We start from the raw sequence: 19,060 nt of genomic DNA, 5'->3' as shown, positions 1-19,060 counted from the left end.
CATCGACACTCTATCCGGTGACTCCGTACGATTCCGGTTCGCGCCAACGGTCGAACGGGCGGTCCAGGGTGTATTTGCCGTTCTCCCCGAGAACGAGCAACCGCATCTCCGCGTTCCCGGGGTTCGACAGGGACTCGAAATCCGCGACGGACCAGTGGAACCAGCGCATGCAGAACAGCCGCATGGTCAGCCCGTGCGTCACCAGCAGGACGTTCGGCGGGTGGTCCGGGGCCTCGAAGCTGCGGTGCAGGCTCTCCAGGAACGCGCCCACCCGGTCGTACACGTCCGCTCCCGACTCTCCCTGGGCGAACCGGTAGAAGAAGTGCCCATAAGCGTCCCGATAGGCCTTCTGCAGCCGGACGTCCTCGCGGTCCTGCCAGTTTCCCCAGTCCTGCTCCCTGAGCCGGGGCTCTTCCCGGATACGTACGAGGTCGGGGTCGAGTCGGAAGGCGCGGAAGGTCTCATGGGTGCGCCGGTACGGCGATACGTACACACTCACCGCGCTCGTAGATGGTGTCGTCGGCGTTGCCTTCGGATTCGCCGTGCCGGACAAGAACGATGCGCCGCGGTCGTGCCATGCACACGACCCTAGATCGCCGGACCGGTTCGAGCACCCGTGCGGGCGCTGCGGCGGAGGTCACGTGGATCACAGCGGCGGACGGACGTGCACGCGCGCGTGGTCGCTCGTTCAGACCGTCCAGGTCGATTCCAGATCCACGATGTCGCCCGCGATGGCCGCGATGTCGACATCCGTCTGGGCGCGCACCGAGAGCCGCTCCACCCGGTCGACCTGGTACTTGCCGTGCTCGGCCGCCGAGCGCCACATGGACAGGACCAGGAACTCGTCACCCGGGGCGTCGCCGAACAGCCCCCGGATCATGCCGGGCGATCCGGCCATCGCCGGGTTCCACACCTTCTGCTGCATCAACGTGTAGTGCTCGGCCCGCTCGGCGTACACCGTGCAGTGCGCCACCCGCACCACGTCCGCGTCCGTGAACCGGGGCTCGAACCCGGTCTTCACGTCGAAGCGGTGGTCGAAGAGCTTCACCTGAATGTTCTTGTACGTCCCCGACTGCGCGGCCGCGAGCCGGTCGTGGGAGCGCGCCATGAAGGAGTCGTAGAAGGCGCGGCTCTCCCAGAAGCCGAAGACATGGGCCACATCGGGCCGTTGCCTGCTCCAGCCTCCACCCTGACCTCGGAATCCCGGCTCTCCCAGAAGCCCCGCCCATTTCCGCTGTCCCCGCTCGAAACCCCGGCGATCCACCACAGTGCAACGAATCCACTTGACCAGCACCGCGCCATCGTACGGCGCGCCGGCCCCTTGCCGCGGTGGTCCCGAACCCACGGTCGAGACGCCATGAGGGGATGGTCGTGTTGTTGTCAGTGGGACCACGTAGCGTGTCCGTAGTACTCACACACGTACTCAACAACGCACCGAGGAGGGGGAGTTCGGTGAGCAGCCTCCGCAAGGGGATCGAGAAGATCGAGATCGGCCTGAAGTGGGACCCGAGCCCCATGGGCTCGCCTCCCCATGACCTGGACCTGATCGCCGCGACGTACGCGGGCGACGATCCGCACGGCAGCCCCGCGTACGTCGTTCACTTCGACAGCCGTTCGCCCGACGGGACCATCACGCTCAACCGGGACAGCAGGACCGGCCAAGGCTTCGGGTTCGACGAGGTCATGACGCTCGAACTGGAGCGGCTCGCGCCCTCCTACGCGCGCGTGGTCGTGGGCGTGGCGATCCAACAGGACGAGCGGGAGACCGGCCGCGCCAAGGTGTTCGCGGACGTCGCGAACACGGCGGTCCGTATAAGAGAGGGCTACACCGACCTGTCGGAGCACGACTTCGCGGTGGTCTCCAGCGCCTCGGCGACCACGATCGCGGAGTTCACCCGGGGCGCGGACGGGGAGTGGGTGTTCCACGAGGCGGTCCGTGGCTTCGACGACGGCGATCTGAACGCGTTCGCCGCCGCGATGGGCGCTCTGTAGGCGCACCCGACGGGCACTCGTCGACCTGCGGGGTCCGGCGCACACGCCGAAGGGCGGCGGAACCGTGGTGGTTCCGCCGCCCCTCAGTTCAGGCGTTCAGCCGGATCAGGCACTCAGCCGGATCAGCTGCAGCCGCTGGTCGAGCCGCAGCCCTCGCAGATGTAGCAGGAGCCGGCCCGCTGCATCTTCGTTCCGCAGGAGAAGCAGAGCGGGGCGTCGGCCTGGATGCCCAGCTGCATCTCGACGAGCTCGGCGCTGGTGTGCGCCTGCTGCGGCACGGACTGCACGGTGGCGTCCTCGGCCTTCGGCGTCTCGACGGCCTTCAGCTCCTGGGCGCGGGGCGCCGACTGGGCCAGGGACTCGACGTCGACCTCGTCCTCGTTCGGCTCGTACGAGCCCGTCTCCAAGTGGCGCTGACGCTCCTCGGCGGAGTGGATGCCGAGCGCGGAGCGCGTCTCGAAGGGCAGGAAGTCGAGCGCCAGGCGGCGGAAGATGTAGTCGACGATCGACTGCGCCATCCGCACGTCCGGGTCGTCCGTCATGCCGGCCGGCTCGAAGCGCATGTTGGTGAACTTCGAGACGTAGGTCTCCAGCGGCACGCCGTACTGGAGGCCGACCGAAACGGCGATGGAGAAGGCATCCATCATGCCCGCGAGGGTGGAGCCCTGCTTGGACATCTTCAGGAAGACCTCGCCGAGACCGTCGTCCGGGTAGGAGTTGGCGGTCATGTAGCCCTCGGCGCCACCCACCGTGAAGGAGGTGGTGATGCCGGGACGGCCCTTCGGGAGGCGCTTGCGGACCGGGCGGTACTCGACGACCTTCTCGACGGCCTCGCGGATCGTCGCCTCGGTCTTCTCGGTGACCTCGGCCTTCTCCTGCTCCTTCTTCTTGGCGGAGAGGGGCTGGCCGACCTTGCAGTTGTCGCGGTAGATGGCGAGCGCCTTGACGCCCAGCTTCCAGGCCTCGAAGTAGACCTCTTCGACGTCCTCGACGGTCGCCGTCTCCGGCAGGTTGACCGTCTTGGAGAGCGCGCCGGAGATCCACGGCTGGATCGCCGCCATCATGCGTACGTGGCCCATCGCGGAGATGGAGCGCTCGCCCATGGCGCAGTCGAAGACCTCGTAGTGCTCGAGCTTGAGGCTCGGGGCGTCGATCACATTGCCGTGCTCGGCGATGTGGGCGACGATCGCCTCGATCTGCTCCTCCTGGTAGCCCAGGCGGCGCAGGGCCTGCGGCACGGTGCCGTTGACGATCTGCATCGAGCCGCCGCCGACCAGCTTCTTGAACTTGACCAGGGCGAGGTCGGGCTCGAGACCGGTGGTGTCGCAGGACATCGCGAGACCGATGGTGCCGGTCGGGGCGATGACCGACGCCTGGGCGTTGCGGAAACCGTTCTTCTCGCCGAGGCGGACGACGTCCTGCCAGGCCTCCGTGGCGGCGGCCCAGATCGGCGTGTCCAGGTCGTCCATGCGGACGGCCGCGGTGTTGGCGGCGGCGTGCTGCTTCATGACGCGCTGGTGCGGCGTGGCGTTCTTGGCGTAGCCGTCGTACGGGCCGACGACCGCGGCGAGCTCGGCCGAACGCTTGTAGGACGTACCCGTCATCAGCGACGAGATGGCGCCGGCGAGGGCGCGGCCACCGTCCGAGTCGTAGGCGTGGCCGGTCGCCATGAGCAGGGCGCCCAGGTTCGCGTAGCCGATGCCGAGCTGACGGAAGGCGCGGGTGTTCTCGCCGATCTTCTGCGTCGGGAAGTCCGCGAAGCAGATGGAGATGTCCATCGCGGTGATGACCAGCTCGACGACCTTCGAGAAGCGCTCGACGTCGAAGGACTGGTTGCCCTTGCCGTCGTCCTTCAGGAACTTCATCAGGTTCAGCGAGGCGAGGTTGCAGGACGTGTTGTCCAGGTGCATGTACTCGCTGCACGGGTTCGAGCCGTTGATACGGCCGGACTCCGGGCACGTGTGCCAGTGGTTGATGGTGTCGTCGTACTGGATGCCGGGGTCGGCACAGGCCCAGGCGGCCTCGGCCATCTTGCGGAAGAGGGACTTGGCCTCGACCTCCTCGATGACCTCGCCGTCCATGCGGCCGCGCAGCCCGAACTTCGAGCCGGCCTCGACGGCCTTCATGAACTCGTCGTTCACGCGCACCGAGTTGTTGGCGTTCTGGTACTGGACGGACGTGATGTCGTCGCCGCCCAGGTCCATGTCGAAGCCCGCGTCGCGCAGGGCGCGGATCTTCTCCTCTTCCTTCACCTTGGTCTCGATGAAGCCCTCGATGTCGGGGTGGTCGACGTCGAGGATGACCATCTTGGCCGCGCGGCGCGTGGCGCCACCCGACTTGATCGTTCCTGCGGAGGCGTCGGCACCGCGCATGAAGGAGACGGGCCCCGAGGCGTTGCCGCCGGAGGAGAGCAGCTCCTTGGAGGAGCGGATGCGGGAGAGGTTCAGGCCGGCGCCGGAGCCGCCCTTGAAGATCATGCCCTCTTCCTTGTACCAGTCGAGGATCGACTCCATGGAGTCGTCGACGGACAGGATGAAGCAGGCGGAGACCTGCTGGGGCTGCGGCGTGCCGACGTTGAACCACACCGGCGAGTTGAAGCTGAAGATCTGGTGCAGGAGGGCGTACGCCAGCTCGTGCTCGAAGATCTCGGCGTCGGCGGGCGAGGCGAAGTACTTGTGGTCCTCACCGGCCTTCCGGTACGTCTTCACGATGCGGTCGATGAGCTGCTTGAGGCTCACCTCGCGCTGCGGGGTGCCGACGGCGCCCCGGAAGTACTTGCTGGTGACGATGTTGACCGCGTTCACCGACCAGAACTCGGGGAACTCGACGCCACGCTGCTCGAAATTGACCGAGCCGTCGCGCCAGTTGGTCATGACGACGTCACGATGCGTCCATTCCACCTCGTCGTACGGGTGCACGCCGGGGGTGGTGTGGATGCGCTCGACACGCAGACCCTTGTTGGCCTTGGCTCCCTTGGCTCGGGAGCCTCGTGCCGGGCCGCTCGCCGTCTCTGTCATGCCGCCTCCCATATATCGGGCTAAAACGCCCTAAAGTGCCCGGATCTTCCCGCGCACGGTGTCTGTCTTGTGTCGCGGCCGCCGCTCTTGCCGACCGCAACAGGTCTTGGGGGTCGCCGCCGCCCGGCCCGTGGCCGTCAGTCGGCGGCGTGGGCGGGCACGGGGACTTCTACAGTCCCTCCGGGCCCGCACTCGCTCTGTGTGCGCTCTCCGCCCGCGCCGCCCGTTTCGGCGCCGGGCGTTTGTTCCCTCAGTTCCGCGATGGCCGACTCGAAATCGTCCAGCGAATCGAATGCCCGGTACACGGACGCGAACCGCAGGTAGGCGACGAGGTCCAGCTGCTGCAGCGGACCGAGTATGGCCAGGCCCACGTCATGAGTGGTCAGTTCGGCGCTTCCGGTGGCGCGCACCGCCTCCTCGACCCGCTGGCCGAGCTGGGCGAGGGCGTCCTCGGTGACGGGACGCCCCTGGCACGCCTTGCGTACGCCATTGATGACCTTGGTGCGACTGAAGGGTTCGGTCACCCCGCTCCGCTTCACGACCATCAGCGAGCACGTCTCCACCGTCGTGAAACGACGGGAGCAGTCCGGACACTGACGGCGCCGGCGGATCGACGTGCCGTCGTCGGTGGTGCGGCTGTCGACGACACGACTGTCGGGATGCCTGCAGAAGGGGCAGTGCATGAACTCCCAACCCTCCTTCACGGCACGACTCGATAGCCCCGGGAGGCTGGTTCACGCCTCCCGGAGCAGCCCCAAGCATAGGCGATGACCACGGCCGAGATGGACCGGGGACCACAACTTCTGGGCTGCGGATCCAATCCAACCACTACATCTGGGGTTCGGCCGCATTTTGAGGCCAGAGCGCGTGTCGCGCGTGTCGCGCGTGCGGAACGCAACGCACCAGGGATGGCGCGTGCCGCGAGGCGCTCGAATCCGTACCGGCACGACACAAGAAAAACGAGAGCGGTCCCTGGTTGACGGAGAGGCGAGTGGCAGACTGGGGGATCCACGGGCCGAACCTCGACTCCAGCCGAGAAGCGTACCGGATTGAGCTGAAATGCCACTCCACTTCGAGGTCGCCATACACCCACGTGCATGATCACGACAAGCAATCAACGGTTTTTCACTCGAACGTGTGTTTGGCGCAACCTTTCGAAAGGAACTACCGTTGGCTAGCTAGGGAGACATTCTCGAGAGGGGCCTACCGACGTGACCACGACCGCAGACAGTGCCACCATCACTGCCCAGGGCCGCGCCCAGGGCCGACTCGAGCCGGTGCATGCCATGAATGACACAGCCATGAGCCCGGAGGGCCCCAAGCCGGGGCGCTCCCTGCCCGGCCGGCCCCCAGGAATCCGCGCGGACAGCTCGGGGCTCACGGACCGGCAGCGCCGCGTGATCGAGGTCATCCGTGACTCGGTGCAGCGTCGGGGGTACCCGCCGTCCATGCGGGAGATCGGCCAGGCGGTCGGCCTGTCCAGCACGTCGTCGGTCGCGCACCAGCTGATGGCGCTCGAGCGCAAGGGCTTCCTGCGCCGTGACCCGCACCGCCCGCGCGCGTACGAGGTACGTGGCTCGGACCAGCCCAGCGCGCAGCCCACGGACACCGCGGGCAAGCCCGCCGCTTCGTACGTGCCGCTCGTCGGCCGGATCGCCGCCGGTGGGCCAATCCTCGCCGAGGAGTCGGTCGAGGACGTCTTCCCGCTGCCCCGGCAGCTCGTCGGTGACGGTGAGCTGTTCGTCCTGAAGGTCGTCGGCGACTCGATGATCGAGGCCGCGATCTGCGACGGTGACTGGGTCACGGTCCGCCGCCAGCCCGTCGCGGAGAACGGCGACATCGTCGCCGCGATGCTCGAGGGCGAGGCCACGGTCAAGCGCTTCAAGCGCGAGGACGGCCACGTGTGGCTGCTGCCGCACAACTCCGCGTACCAGCCGATTCCCGGTGACGAGGCGACGATCCTCGGCAAGGTGGTGGCCGTTCTGCGGCGCGTGTGAGGCTCCTCCCTGACCGGGCCCCGGAACCAACTGCGCCGGTTCCGGGGCCCAGCGCTGTCCGCGCCAGGCCCCGTGCGTGCGGGTCGGGTACTACTCCGCGTCCGCCTGCTTCGCCGCCGCATCGATCGACGAGAGCGAACGCCGCACCTGATTCCGGTCCGTCGTGAACCAGAATTCCGGCATCGATGCCTTGAGATAGCTGCCGTAGCGGGCCGTCGCCAGGCGGGGGTCCAGGACCGCGACCACGCCGCGGTCACCCGTGGCGCGGATGAGACGGCCCGCGCCCTGGGCCATCAGCAGCGCCGAGTGCGTCGCGGCCACGGCCATGAAGCCGTTGCCGCCCGCTTCCTCCACCGCCTTCTGGCGCGCGCTCATCAGCGGGTCGTCCGGCCGCGGGAACGGGATCTTGTCCATGACGACCAGCTGACAGTTCGACCCCGGTACGTCCACGCCCTGCCACAGCGACAGCGTGCCGAACAGACAGGTCTCCGGGTCCGCCGCGAAGGCCTTGATCAGCTCGCCCAGGGTGTCCTCGCCCTGCAGCAGGATCGGGAACTCCGGGATCCGCGTGCGCAGTTCCTCGGCCGCTGCCTGGGCCGCCCGCATCGACGAGAACAGGCCGAGCGTACGGCCGCCGGCCGCCTGAATCAGCTCGGTCAGCTCGTCCGTCATGTCCGCGCGCGTGCCGTCACGCGTCGGCTTCGCAAGGTGCTTGGCGACGTAGAGGATGCCCTGCTTGCGGTAGTCGAACGGCGATCCGACGTCGACGCCCTTCCAGACCGGCAGGTCTTCGCCCTCGGTGCCCTCGGGGGCGAGCCCCATGGAGGCGCCCACCCCGTTGAAGTCGCCGCCGAGCTTCAGTGTCGCCGAGGTCAGGACGACGGAGCGGTCGGTGAAGAGCTTCTCCCTCAGCAGGCCCGACACCGACATGGGGGCGACGCGCAGGGATGCGCCGAAGCGGTCGTGCCGCTCGTACCAGACGACGTCCCACTCCGAACCGGTCGAGATCCGCTCCGCCACGTCGTGGATGTTCTCCACGGCGGCGAGGGCCTGCTTACGGACGGCGTCCTCGTCCTGCACCGACCTGTCGCGCGTGGTGCCGATCGCGGTGATCACCGCACGGGCCGCGTCGCGCAGGGCCATGAGCGCGTAGCCGAGGTCCTCGGGGACTTCCTCGAGTCTGCCGGGCAGGGCCAGCTCCATGACCCGCTCGAAGCCTTCGGAGGCCGTCTGCAGCTGGTCCGCCGCCTTCTCGTTGACGAGCTTCGCCGCCCGCTTCACCGCCCGGTTGACCTGGCCGGGGGTCAGCTCCCCCGTCGCCACCCCGGTCACCCGCGAGACGAGCTCGTGCGCCTCGTCCACGATCAGTACCTCGTGCTGCGGGAGGACCGGCGCGCCTTCGATGGCGTCGATCGCGAGCAGCGCGTGGTTGGTCACGATGACGTCGGCGAGCTTGGCGCGCTCCCGCGACATCTCGGCGAAGCACTCCTGGCCGTAGGCGCACTTCGACGCGCCCAGGCACTCGCGCGAGGAGACCGAGACCTGCGCCCAGGCCTTGTCCGAGACGCCGGGGGTGAGGTCGTCCCGGTCGCCCGTCTCCGTCTCGTCCGCCCAGTCGCGCATGCGCAGCAGGTCCTGGCCGAGCTTGCTGGTGGGCGCGGCGGCCTCGAACTGGTCGAAGAGGCCCCCTTCCTCCTCCTGCGGTACGCCCTCGTGGAGGCGGTGCAGGCAAAGATAGTTCGACCGGCCCTTGAGCATCGCGAAATTCGGTCTGCGCCGCAGCAGCGGGTGCAGCGACTCGACCGTGCGCGGCAGGTCCCGCTCCACGAGCTGGCGCTGCAGCGCCAGCGTGGCGGTCGCCACGACGACGCGCTCCCCGTGCGCCAGGGCCGGCACGAGGTAGCCCAGCGACTTGCCTGTGCCGGTGCCCGCCTGGACGAGCAGATGGGAACCGTCGTCGATCGCCTCGGCGACGGTCTCGGCCATGGTGACCTGGCCAGGGCGCTCCGTGCCGCCGACAGCGGTGACGGCGGCGTGCAGGAGCTCGGGGAGTGAGGGCTTCGTCATAGCTCGACCACCCTAAACGGACCCACTGACAATCCGGCGATCACGGCTGATGCAGCGGATTGGCCACGGTGCCGTGCACGGCGGCGTGCGGGCGGTCGGCGCGGTCGCGGTAGCCGTCGAGGTGCAGCCGGTTGCGATTGAGGCAGAGGCGCTCGATCTCCGGGGTGAGCAGGTCGAACATCTCGTACCGCTCCTTGAGCTCCGGGAAGCGCGCGTGATGGCGCAGGATCTCGGCACGCACCAGGGTCCAGAACTCATCCTCGGGGAGCCCTAGTTGCTCCTCGTACAGCGGCGCCAGGTAGCGGAAGACGCCGACGAAGAGTCCCGAATGGATGAACTGGGTCAGGAACGCGGGGTCCTCCGTGAGCAGGACCTCGCGCACGTCGTCGGGCATGGAGTCGTGCTCGGGCAGCGGCTCCGAGCTGATGTTGACGTCGTCCACGAAGTCCTTCATCGCGAGCCGCACGGGCACGTCCTGGTCGTCGAAGACGACGATGGCGTTCTCTCCGTGAGGAGAGAAGACGGTTCCGTAGCGGTAGAGGAAGCGCAGCAGTGGGGGCAGTAGAGCGGCGAACAACCTACGGAGCCATGTCTTCGGGTCGAGGCCCGAGCGGGCGACGAGCTCCGCGACGAAGGCGCGTCCTTCGGTGTCGGTGTGCAACAAGGAGGCGAGCGTTCGGGCGCGCTCCCCGGGGGCGAGGTGCCGGGAGAGGGGCTCGCGCCAGATCGCGCCCAGCAATTCCTTGTACTGGTAGGGGACTTCGTCGAGCCCGTCGTACAGCGGGTGTTGCACGGTCACGGAGGCGACCTCGCCCAGCAGGACGACCCCGCATTCCTCGCTCAGGAAGGGGTCGGCATCACGCAGCGCGTGCACCCATGTCGTGACGGCGGGCGCGGCCCAGGTGCGCTCCGTCGGAAGCCCGCGCCACACAAGGGTGTTGAAGATGGAGAGCGGCAGCTTGACCGTGTGCCGGTCGGGGCGCGCCGTATTGAGGAACGTACGGATGGACTGCTGAGGCAGCCGCAGATCGCCGTCCGTGGGCAGCGGGACGATGGCGTTCGTGGCGATGGACGGTGCGAAGAGCGGCAGCACGATGTCGTCCCACTGCCAGGGATGCACCGGGAGGTAGAGGTACGCCGCCGGATCCAGGCCGCGCGAGCGGAGCGCCTGTGCGAACGACGCCCGGGTCGGTTCGTCGAGTTCGCGGGCATAGAGGGAAGCGGGGTCCTCGAGCGCCGCGACGCCCCGGTACGTGGCGAGTCCGGTGTGCACGGCGATCCACGGGAGGCGGGTGGGGCGGCGCGATTCCGGCGCCCAGCGTGACGTGTCGGTCGCGGAGAACCCGAGACGCCCCTTGTTCAGGACGAGCCAGGGGTGGCCGGTCTGGTGCCCTTCGAGCTCCGCGTATCCCAGCTCGGCCAGTTGGGCCGCGGTGAGTGCGGTGTGGTCGAGGCGGGCGTCGGCGGCGAGGGTGACGGTGAGTTCGCGGATGAGATGGCCGAGGGTGCTGCCGTCGAGGCCGAGGGCGTGCTTGGCGCGCAGGAGGAAGGCGAGCGGATCGGTGCAGGGCTTGCGTCCCTCGGGTCCGTCGTCGGCTTGGGCGGTTCCTGCGGTTCCGGAGGTTCCGGGAGATCCGGGCGTTCCGTTGGGCTCGGGTCCCGCCTGTTCGGTCGGCCCGTCCTTGCGCGGCGGCTCGGGTTCCCACTCCATGCTCGCCGGGTCGACCTGCCAGCTGCCGTACGCGCCGCGGCGAGCGCGGAAGTGGAAGGTGCCGCCCGTCTCCCCCGTGCCCGCCTTCTTCTCTTCGCCTTCGACCGTACCGGCCTCGGCCGCGCCGACTCCGTCGGGCCGGCCCGCGGGGAGGGACAGGGTGTAGCGGCGGGCGCCGGGGCCGTCCGGAGCCAGGGCCGTCGGTCGCAGGATGTCCTCGTAGGCGCATTCGCCGATCAGCTTGGCCAGTAGCCGGGCGCCCGCCCTGTCCCAGTTCCCGGATGTGAGCTCGGGCGGGTCGTACAGCTCGGTCGGCTCTTCGGAACTCGGGGCGACGGACGGATTCGGCACGGGGACTCCTCGGACGGGAACCGGATCGGGTCGAGGTTCGTTACTGAGAGTGACTGGCCTGGAGCACGTTGCGCAGGGCGCGGTCACGGACCATGAGCGCGGCCCGTTTGTCGGGGAGGTCCACCTCGGCGAAGAAGCGGAATCCCGCGCCCAAGAAGGCGGAGATGGAGGGGGTGTTGCGAAGGTCGGGTTCCGCGATGACGCGCGCACAGCGCGGGCGATGATCGAGTACGAGGTCGGCGACGGCTTTGAGCAGCGTGGTGCCGAGTCCTCGTCCGCGGTCGGCGACGCCACCGATGAGGAGGTGGATTCCGGTGTCGTGCGGGCGGGCGGGGTAGTGGCGGGCCAGCGGGTCGAGGTCGGCGCGGTAGATCTCCCAGTAGCTCATGGGCACGCCGTCGAGGACGCCGAGGCAGGGCACGCTGCGTCCGTCGCCGTCGAGTTGGGGCGCCAGGTGCTCCGCGGTGACGGTGGCGGGTCCCGCGAGTTCCCAAAAGGCGGCCACGGCGGGATCGTTCATCCAGCGGCTGATGACCGCCAGGTCTCGCTCGACACGCACCGGGACGAGCTGGAACACGCCTGAGGGAGTGGTGACCGGTCCCCACTCCCCCACGTCGTCCAGCAGGTCGTGCTCGGTCACGGCCGTGGGCTCGGGAGTGTCTCGGCGGCCGCCGGCCTGCTCCGCGAGGAGCGCGAGCAGTTCGTCGGGGAGCCGCAGGTCCAGGGTGTCCTGGAAGTCGGCACAGTCCGCGCCGTCCGCACCGTCCGCGCTCCACGTGTGCTCCGCGCTCCGAGCGCCCTGCGCACCCGCCGCGTTGGCCGCGTCGGCTGCATTGTCCGCGTCGCCTGCGCTGTCGACATGGCCTGCGTTGTCGGCGTTGTCGACGTGGCTGGCGTCGTCGGCGTTCGCGTTCGCGGCAGGTGGGGCGGGCGCGTGGCGGTCGGTGGTGGGAGTGGTGTCGGCGTCGGTGCTCGCATCGGTGGGAGGCACGGCGACGCTCCTCTCAGGTACGACGGGAATGAAAGGGGTTGGCGATGGTGACGTAGACGGACTGGGTGTCGACAGGACCGACGAGTTCGTCGAGGCCGTGCAGCCGGGTGAGCATGTTGGCCTTGCAGCGCAGCGTGGGCGAGTCGAGCAGCAGGCTCGGCAGTGTGCTGCGCTGCCGGTTCGGTCCGCGGGCTGCCTCGCCGAGGAAGCGGCGGAACGTGGCGATCAACAGCTGTTCGTCGGCGAGGCGTTGGGAACCGAAGGCTCCGATCAGGCCGAGGATGTTGTTGATGGCGAGGTAGTAGGCGAATCGCTCATCGGTGACGTCGTCGTCGACGAAGGTGTCGCTGTGCACGCCGATGCCCGGCAGCCGTTGTTCGAGCTCGGCGCGGCGGGACTCGCGGAAGTAGTAACCCTGGTTGTCCCGGGAGCGTCCGCCGACGGGCCAGCCGTCGGCGTCCAGGAGCAGCACGGTGTTCTGCTGGTGGGCCTCCAGGGCGACGCCGGCTTCGCCGTCGAGCCAGAGCACGGGGCGTACGACGTGTTCCAGATACCGCACGAACCACTCGGTGGACACGGCTTCGCGGGTCCGTCCGGTGCGGGCCGCGAGTCGGGTCACGGTGTCGGCGAGGCGGGAGCTCATGGCCGGGTGGCCGGTGCGGTCGGCCGGGGCGGCGGTCGAGTCGGCGGCGGGGTGGGCGGTCGGCCGGGGCGAGACGAGGCCGGCGACGCACACCGCGTCGTCGTGGGAGCGGAAGGGGTTGGTGCGGATCATCACGTCAAGACCCGGCACGGGCTCGCCGTCCGGGCCGTCGACGGCGAGCCAGGCCGGGTCGCGGAGGACGTCGAAGCCGGGGTGCGCGGCCTGCCACTGCTCGGCGAGGCCCGTGCCGAGGAGCCGGTGGACCTCGACGCCCCGGTGAAGTTCTTTGCGGAGGTTCTCCCGGCGGGAGTTGGTGATGCGCAGGCCGAGGGAGAGCTTGAGCATGGCCGGCGCGCCCGGCCGGTACAGCGTGCGGACGGAGGAGGTGGGGAACCAGGGTTCGCCGTGCGGGCCCAGGTCGCGCAGCAGTCCGGCGTCCAGGAGGGCGGCGGTGGCGGGGCGGTCACGCAGTTCCCGCAGTTGCCATGGGTGCACGGGCAGCGCGGCGTGCCCTGCGGGCAATGGGAGCCCGGTGCCTGCCAGGTGTGCGGTGAGCTCGGCGGCGGTGCGGGCGCGGCCGTCTTCGGTCCAGGCCGAGTCGTGGGCGAGGACGTCCGGGGAGACGGCGATCCAGTGCAGGGGGAAGGAGCCACGCAACTCCGGTGAGTAGCGGCCCGCTTCGGCGTCGGAGAGCCCTTCGCGGCTCTTCGGGGTCGGGTGCAGCGGGTGTCCGAGGAGCAGCGCCTGCTCCGCGGCGAGGAAGGGGTCGGCCTGGTCCTCGGGGCGGTGGCGGCGGTCCGCGATGAAGTCGGTGGTGCGGCGCAGCGAATCGGCGACGCGATCCACCAGGTCACCGCTGTCGCCGTCGGGTGCGCGGGTGGCCGGGGCGGGTGCGGGGGCGTCCTGGGCAGAGTCGCCGACGGCGGCGGGGGCGTCGGCTTCGCCGTGGCCCGACTCCCTGCTCAAGAGGGCGGCGAGCGCGACGGCGTCCACGCCGGGGGCGTGCGACGGCGCGTTCTCCAGGTGCGGCAGGCCGAAGCGGTGCCAGCCGGAGGGTGACCAGTAATGGACCGGGACGAGGAGGACGGTGCCGCTCGCGGGCAGCGGGATGCGGAGCGCGCCGAAGGGAGGAGGAGCGATGTTGTTCTCACGCACCCAGCAGCGCAGCAGGTTCTCGACCGCTGCCAGTTGGGCGGCCGTCGCGGGGTCCGGGTGCTCCAGGAGATCGACGACGGGGGTGCGGGGGCGATCGGTCTCCTGGTCGCCGCCCTGCTGCCGAGGGATCGAGTCGGGCTCCTGGCCGCGCGGGGCTCGCGTGTCACAGGATCCGCCGGCGGTGGGACGGGAACGGCCGTCGGATGCGGGGGTGGCGTTCAACTGGCTTCCTAGCGTGGGGTGGTGGGCTCCGTGAGGCGGTGGGCCGGCCGGTCCGGCGTGTCACTGCCGTCGCTGGTGGCGGTGTGTCGTCGGGCGCTCCTACTGCTCGTGACGGCGGGTGCGGGAGACGGCCGCCAAGGCGTCGGCGAGCCGGTCCACGATGGCCGCGGCCTGCTCGTCAGTGATGGTCAGGGGAGGCAGCAGGCGGACAACGCTGGAGTGGCGGCCGCCCAGTTCGACGATCAGGCCGCGGTGCAGACAGGCATCGCGGACGGCGGCGGCGAGTCGGGGCGCGGCCGGGAGTGGGGCAGCCCCGGCCAACAGCAGGTCGTCGGCGAGTTCCGCGGCGGCGGGCGTGGGGGCGGCGCCGTCCGGGTCGACGAGTTCGACGCCGATCATGAGGCCGCGCCCGCGGACCTCGCCGACGCAGTCGAACTCGGTGGAGAGCTTGCGGAGTTGCTCGAGCATCCGGGTGCCGAGGTCGGCGGCACGCTCGGCGAGGGCGTTCTCGCGGACGTACGAGAGGGTGGCGGCGCCCGCGGCCATCGCGAGTTGGTTGCCGCGGAAGGTGCCCGCGTGCGCCCCCGGAGGCCAGACGTCGAGGTCGTCCCGGTAGACGAACACGGCAAGCGGCAGGCTGCCTCCGATGGCCTTGGACAGGACCATGACGTCGGGCACGACGCCGCTGTGCTCCACGGCCCAGAAGGCGCCGGTGCGGCCGACACCGGTCTGCACCTCGTCGACGACGAGCGGGATCGAGCGGTGCTCGGTGACGGCTCGCATCCGGCGCAGCCAGGCATCGGGGGCGGGGATGACGCCGCCCTCCCCCTGCACCGGTTCGAGGATCATGCCCGCGGGCTGCGGCACCCCGGACTTGGTGTCGTCGAGGAGCGACTCGGTCCAGCGAGCGGCGAGTTCGGCGCCGCGCGGGCCTCCGATACCGAAGGGGCAGCGGTAGTCCTGCGGGTACGGCAGGCGCGTGACGCGGACGTCTTGCGCCCCGCCGGACGCTTCGAGCGCTCCAGCGGTCATCCCGTGATAGGCGCCGGCGAAGGAGAGCAGGCCCGAGCGGCCGGTGGCGGTGCGGACCAGTTTCAGGGCGGCCTCGACGGCGTCGGTGCCCGCGGGTCCGCAGAACTGGATGCGGGCCCGGTCGGCCAGGCCGGGCGGCAGCGTGCGGAACAGCTCGGTGGTGAACGCGTCCTTCACCGGCGTGGCCAGGTCCAGGACGTGCAGCGGCGCGCCCGAGTCGAGCACCTTGCGGATGGCCTCCAGCACCACGGGATGGTTGTGGCCGAGCGCGAGGGTCCCCGCCCCGGACAGGCAGTCCAGATAGCGACGGCCGTTGGCGCCCTCGATGGTGAGCCCGCGGGCCCGCACCGGCACGATCGGCAGGGCGCGCGCATAGGTGCGCGCCGCGGACTCCCGCGCGCACTGACGGCGCAGGATGCCCTCGTGCGCGACGGTGTCGCGGGCAGGGGCCCCCGGTGTTCCCCCGCCGGATGCGGCGGGCACGGCGGGCGCCGCAATGATCTCAGGGTCGGTCACAGGCACAGGATCGGTCACCGCCACGGCTGTTGGTCCTCCCGCTGGATATACGGCCGAAAAGGCCCCTCGACTCACCGATCGGCGGGGCCGGTCGGCGTGCGCTGAACGCCGACCGCGGTTCCCCCGTACGTACCAACGACGGGGCGGGCGGAGGAACACGGCTCGTACGGGACTCATGAGCAGACCTTTGCCAGTGGCCCGTCGCCGCCGCGGCTCGCGGCCTGCCGCGCCGACGGGCCACCGCAACCGCCGCTCCCGCACCATGAGTCCGAACCGCGCCGCCCCGTAACGATCCGTACCGGCTCCAAGATCCCTCCGTGACGGAACCGTTGCTGTTCCGTCGGCCGTCCCCGACGGCACCGGCATAGGGTGGTGTGCCGTTCGGAGACGGCGAGGTTCGCCTCGTCCCCACCGCACGCGTACGGCAGTTCAAGCTTTCGAAGCCCAGGGGGATTCACGACATGCGACCCATACGCCCGCAGTTCGCCGCGCGCCGCGCTCGAGGCGCGCGCAGCAGAACGTCCCCCGTGGCGGCGGCGGTCGCGCTCGGTGCCGTGGTCGCTCTGACCGCCACGGCCTGCGGCCCGAGCGAGAACAACGCGAACGACAAGCCGACCGCCTCGGCATCCGCGGGCGATGGCAAGTTCAAGATCCCGGACGACATCGGGGACCGGCTCAAGGAGCACGGGATCGATCCGGACAAGTGGAAGGACGGCGAGTGGAAGAACTGGGACAAGGACAAGTGGCTGCGTGAGGCGCAGGACTTCGTCAACCCGATCATCGCCGGTCTGTGGGACTCCAACCGGATGCGGGACGCCGACAAGCACACCGGCGGCGAGGTCGACGAGAACGACCTATCCGGCGACCAGGGTGTGACGGACCCGGAGCCGAAGCCGGTGGCGGCCGCGGGCGTGTCCACTCCGTACCACGCGAACGCCCCGTACGCGGGCAAGCTGTTCTTCGACGGCCCCAAGGGTTCGATGGTCTGCTCGGCGACCGTGGTCACCGACCCCGCGCACCCCGGCGAGTCCAACATGCTCTGGACGGCGGGCCACTGCGTGCACGCGGGCAAGAACGGCGGCTGGTACCGCAACATCGCCTTCGTGCCCTCGTACAACGACAGCGGCAAGTCCGCGCAGGAGCTGCAGAACGCGCCCAAGAACGAGGTCGCGCCGTACGGCGTGTGGTGGGGTGACGCGGCGCTGACGTCCGACCAGTGGATCGCGCAGGGCGGCCCGAGCGGCGGGGCGGGCGCATCGTACGACTTCGCGGTGATCCATGTGACGCCGGAGAAGGGCGGCACCACCCGGTCCCTCGAGGAGACGGTGGGTGCGGCGCTCCCGGTGAACTTCAACGCGCCGGCAGTGCCCAAGGTCGCGCAGCTGACCGCGAAGGGCTACCCGGCGGCGCCGCCGTTCGACGGGCAGCGGCTGTACCAGTGCGCGGACCGGCCGGGCCGGCTCTCGCTGAACGACGCGGACCCGACGATGTACCGCATCGGCTGCACCATGACGGGCGGTTCGTCCGGTGGCGGCTGGGTCGGCCAGGGCGCCGACGGCAAGCCGGCCCTGGTGTCCAACACCTCGATCGGCCCGGTGACTGCGGGCTGGCTCGCGGGCCCGCGGCTCGGCAAGGAGGCCAAGGGGATCTACGACTCGGTGAGCAAGAAGTTCGCCGGGCAGTAGGCACGCGCCGCGCGAGCGGCCGTTCTCATGGCTGAGCCCCTCTCCGGTCGACCGGAGAGGGGCTCAGCCATGTTCGGTACGTCGGTACCTCGTACGAGCGGTCAGCCAGCGACGGCCGCCGGAGCGTACGGCGTGAGTTCCGCCGCGAGTTCCTCGTGGACGCGCGCCTTCAGGAGCGTGCCCTCCGGGGTGTGCTCCTCGGAGATCACCTCGCCGTCGGCGTGCGCCCGCGCGACCAGCTGGCCGTGCGTGTACGGCACGAGGGCCTCGATCTCGACCGCGGGGCGCGGCAGTTCGGCGTCGATGAGCTCCAGGAGCTCCTCGATGCCCTGGCCCGAGCGGGCCGAGACGGCGATCGCGCGCTTCTCGACGCGCAGCAGCCGCTGCAGCACCAACGGGTCGGCCGCGTCCGCCTTGTTGATCACCACGATCTCGGGCACATTCGTCGCCCCGACGTCGCGGATGACCTCGCGCACGGAGGCGAGCTGCTCCTCCGGCACCGGGTGCGAACCGTCGACGACGTGCAGGATCAGGTCGGAGTCTCCGACCTCTTCCATGGTCGAGCGGAACGCCTCCACGAGGTGGTGCGGCAGATGCCGTACGAAACCGACCGTGTCGGCCAGCGTGTACAGGCGGCCGCTCGGGGTCTCGGCCCGGCGCACGGTCGGGTCGAGGGTGGCGAACAGCGAGTTCTCCACCAGGACGCCCGCGCCCGTAAGGCGGTTGAGGAGCGAGGACTTGCCGGCGTTGGTGTACCCGGCAATGGCCACCGAGGGCACCTTGTGCCTGCGGCGCTCCTGGCGCTTGATGTCGCGGCCGGTCTTCATCTCCGCGATCTCACGGCGCATCTTCGCCATCTTCTCGCGGATCCGGCGCCGGTCCGTCTCGATCTTGGTCTCACCGGGACCACGGGTGGCCATGCCGCCGCCCGAGGAGCCGGAGCCGCCGCCACCCATCTGCCGGGACAGCGACTGACCCCAACCACGCAGGCGCGGCAGCATGTACTGCATCTGCGCGAGCGCGACCTGTGCCTTGCCCTCTCGGGACTTGGCATGCTGGGCGAAGATGTCGAGGATCAGGGCGGTCCTGTCGACCACCTTGACCTTGACGACGTCTTCCAGGTGGATGAGCTGGCCGGGGCTGAGCTCACCGTCGCACACGACGGTGTCCGCTCCGGTCTCGAGCACGATGTCGCGCAGTTCCATGGCCTTGCCGGAGCCGATGTACGTCGCAGCGTCCGGCTTGTCGCGGCGCTGGATCACGCCGTCGAGCACCAGCGCACCGGCCGTCTCGGCGAGGGCGGCGAGCTCCGCGAGGGAGTTCTCCGCGTCATGAACCGTTCCCGACGTCCACACGCCGACGAGGACCACGCGCTCCAGGCGGAGCTGTCGGTATTCGACCTCGGTGACGTCCTCGAGCTCGGTGGAGAGGCCGGCGACACGGCGCAGAGCCGCGCGCTCGGAGCGGTCGAACTGGTGGCCGTCCCGCTCTCCGTCGATCTCGTGGCTCCAGGCGACGTCCTCTTCCATCAGGGCATCGGCCCGAAGGCTCTCGGTGTGGTTCTGCACCATGTTCTGCGCGTCCTGGGAAGGGGAAGAAGAGGAGGTCATTGGGTCCTTACGTCTGTGGGATTCGGGATACGCGACGGGTGTCCCACCCGTCATGTGTGACAACGCCCGAC

At 69.9% G+C, this 19,060-nt stretch carries 12 protein-coding genes and 1 pseudogene; 3 read left to right on the top strand and 10 right to left on the bottom strand.

Features of this window, described 5'->3' with window-relative positions:
* Nucleotides 1-10: 10 nt before the first annotated feature.
* A pseudogene (locus ACIA8D_RS09295) lies at nt 11-578 on the bottom strand (histidine phosphatase family protein).
* A gap of 110 nt (nt 579-688) precedes the next feature.
* Entirely contained in the window at nt 689-1,294 is a 606-nt protein-coding gene (locus ACIA8D_RS09290; RefSeq protein WP_399230251.1) for a YdbC family protein, read from the bottom strand.
* A 158-nt stretch (nt 1,295-1,452) separates the two neighbouring features.
* Between ACIA8D_RS09290 and ACIA8D_RS09285 the strand changes: the two genes are divergently transcribed.
* On the top strand, nt 1,453-1,992 hold the full coding sequence (locus tag ACIA8D_RS09285) for a TerD family protein (RefSeq protein WP_399230249.1): 540 nt from the start codon (nt 1,453-1,455) through the stop codon (nt 1,990-1,992).
* A 122-nt stretch (nt 1,993-2,114) separates the two neighbouring features.
* On the opposite strand, the gene ACIA8D_RS09280 is transcribed toward ACIA8D_RS09285, so the two are convergent.
* Together ACIA8D_RS09280 and nrdR are read right to left on the bottom strand one after the other, a co-directional pair.
* Nucleotides 2,115-5,009 carry a vitamin B12-dependent ribonucleotide reductase gene (locus ACIA8D_RS09280; protein ID WP_399230248.1) on the bottom strand — a complete coding sequence of 965 codons (2,895 nt, stop codon included), beginning with the start codon at nt 5,007-5,009 and terminating at the stop codon, nt 2,115-2,117.
* Nucleotides 5,010-5,146: 137 nt separating this feature from the next.
* Entirely contained in the window at nt 5,147-5,692 is a 546-nt protein-coding gene (gene nrdR, locus ACIA8D_RS09275) for a transcriptional regulator NrdR (RefSeq protein WP_399230247.1), read from the bottom strand.
* Nucleotides 5,693-6,220: 528 nt separating this feature from the next.
* Between nrdR and lexA the strand changes: the two genes are divergently transcribed.
* Entirely contained in the window at nt 6,221-7,006 is a 786-nt protein-coding gene (gene lexA, locus ACIA8D_RS09270) for a transcriptional repressor LexA (protein WP_399230245.1), read from the top strand.
* Between the two features lie 90 nt (nt 7,007-7,096).
* Here the strand turns inward: lexA and ACIA8D_RS09265 are convergent, their stop codons facing one another.
* From ACIA8D_RS09265 to ACIA8D_RS09245, 5 genes are all read right to left on the bottom strand, one after another.
* Nucleotides 7,097-9,073, bottom strand: a complete 1,977-nt coding sequence (locus tag ACIA8D_RS09265) for an ATP-dependent DNA helicase (protein WP_399230244.1) — start codon at nt 9,071-9,073, stop codon at nt 7,097-7,099.
* Between the two features lie 40 nt (nt 9,074-9,113).
* Nucleotides 9,114-11,135: an IucA/IucC family protein gene (locus ACIA8D_RS09260; RefSeq protein ID WP_399230242.1), complete on the bottom strand. Its 2,022-nt coding sequence runs from the start codon at nt 11,133-11,135 to the stop codon at nt 9,114-9,116.
* 40 nt (nt 11,136-11,175) lie between these two features.
* On the bottom strand, nt 11,176-12,126 hold the full coding sequence (locus ACIA8D_RS09255; protein ID WP_399230239.1) for a GNAT family N-acetyltransferase: 951 nt from the start codon (nt 12,124-12,126) through the stop codon (nt 11,176-11,178).
* 13 nt (nt 12,127-12,139) lie between these two features.
* Entirely contained in the window at nt 12,140-14,146 is a 2,007-nt protein-coding gene (locus ACIA8D_RS09250; protein ID WP_399230237.1) for an IucA/IucC family protein, read from the bottom strand.
* A gap of 99 nt (nt 14,147-14,245) precedes the next feature.
* A complete protein-coding gene (locus ACIA8D_RS09245) occupies nt 14,246-15,661 on the bottom strand; it encodes a diaminobutyrate--2-oxoglutarate transaminase family protein (protein ID WP_399230668.1) in 1,416 nt (471 codons plus the stop codon).
* A 494-nt stretch (nt 15,662-16,155) separates the two neighbouring features.
* Here ACIA8D_RS09245 and ACIA8D_RS09240 point away from each other — a divergent pair, with 494 nt between their 5' ends.
* The gene (locus tag ACIA8D_RS09240) at nt 16,156-17,379 is read left to right on the top strand and encodes a trypsin-like serine peptidase (protein WP_399230236.1); all 1,224 of its coding nucleotides are present in this window, start codon (nt 16,156-16,158) and stop codon (nt 17,377-17,379) included.
* Nucleotides 17,380-17,480: 101 nt separating this feature from the next.
* Here ACIA8D_RS09240 and hflX read toward each other — a convergent pair whose 3' ends face one another.
* Nucleotides 17,481-18,989: a GTPase HflX gene (gene hflX, locus ACIA8D_RS09235; protein ID WP_399230235.1), complete on the bottom strand. Its 1,509-nt coding sequence runs from the start codon at nt 18,987-18,989 to the stop codon at nt 17,481-17,483.
* Nucleotides 18,990-19,060 lie beyond the last annotated feature (71 nt).

It is taken from the genome of Streptomyces sp. NPDC051684, assembly GCF_044453445.1.
Lineage (GTDB): Bacteria > Actinomycetota > Actinomycetes > Streptomycetales > Streptomycetaceae > Streptomyces.
The sequence above is the reverse complement of the archived record's forward strand: the minus strand, read 5'-3'. Positions and strand labels throughout refer to the sequence as shown.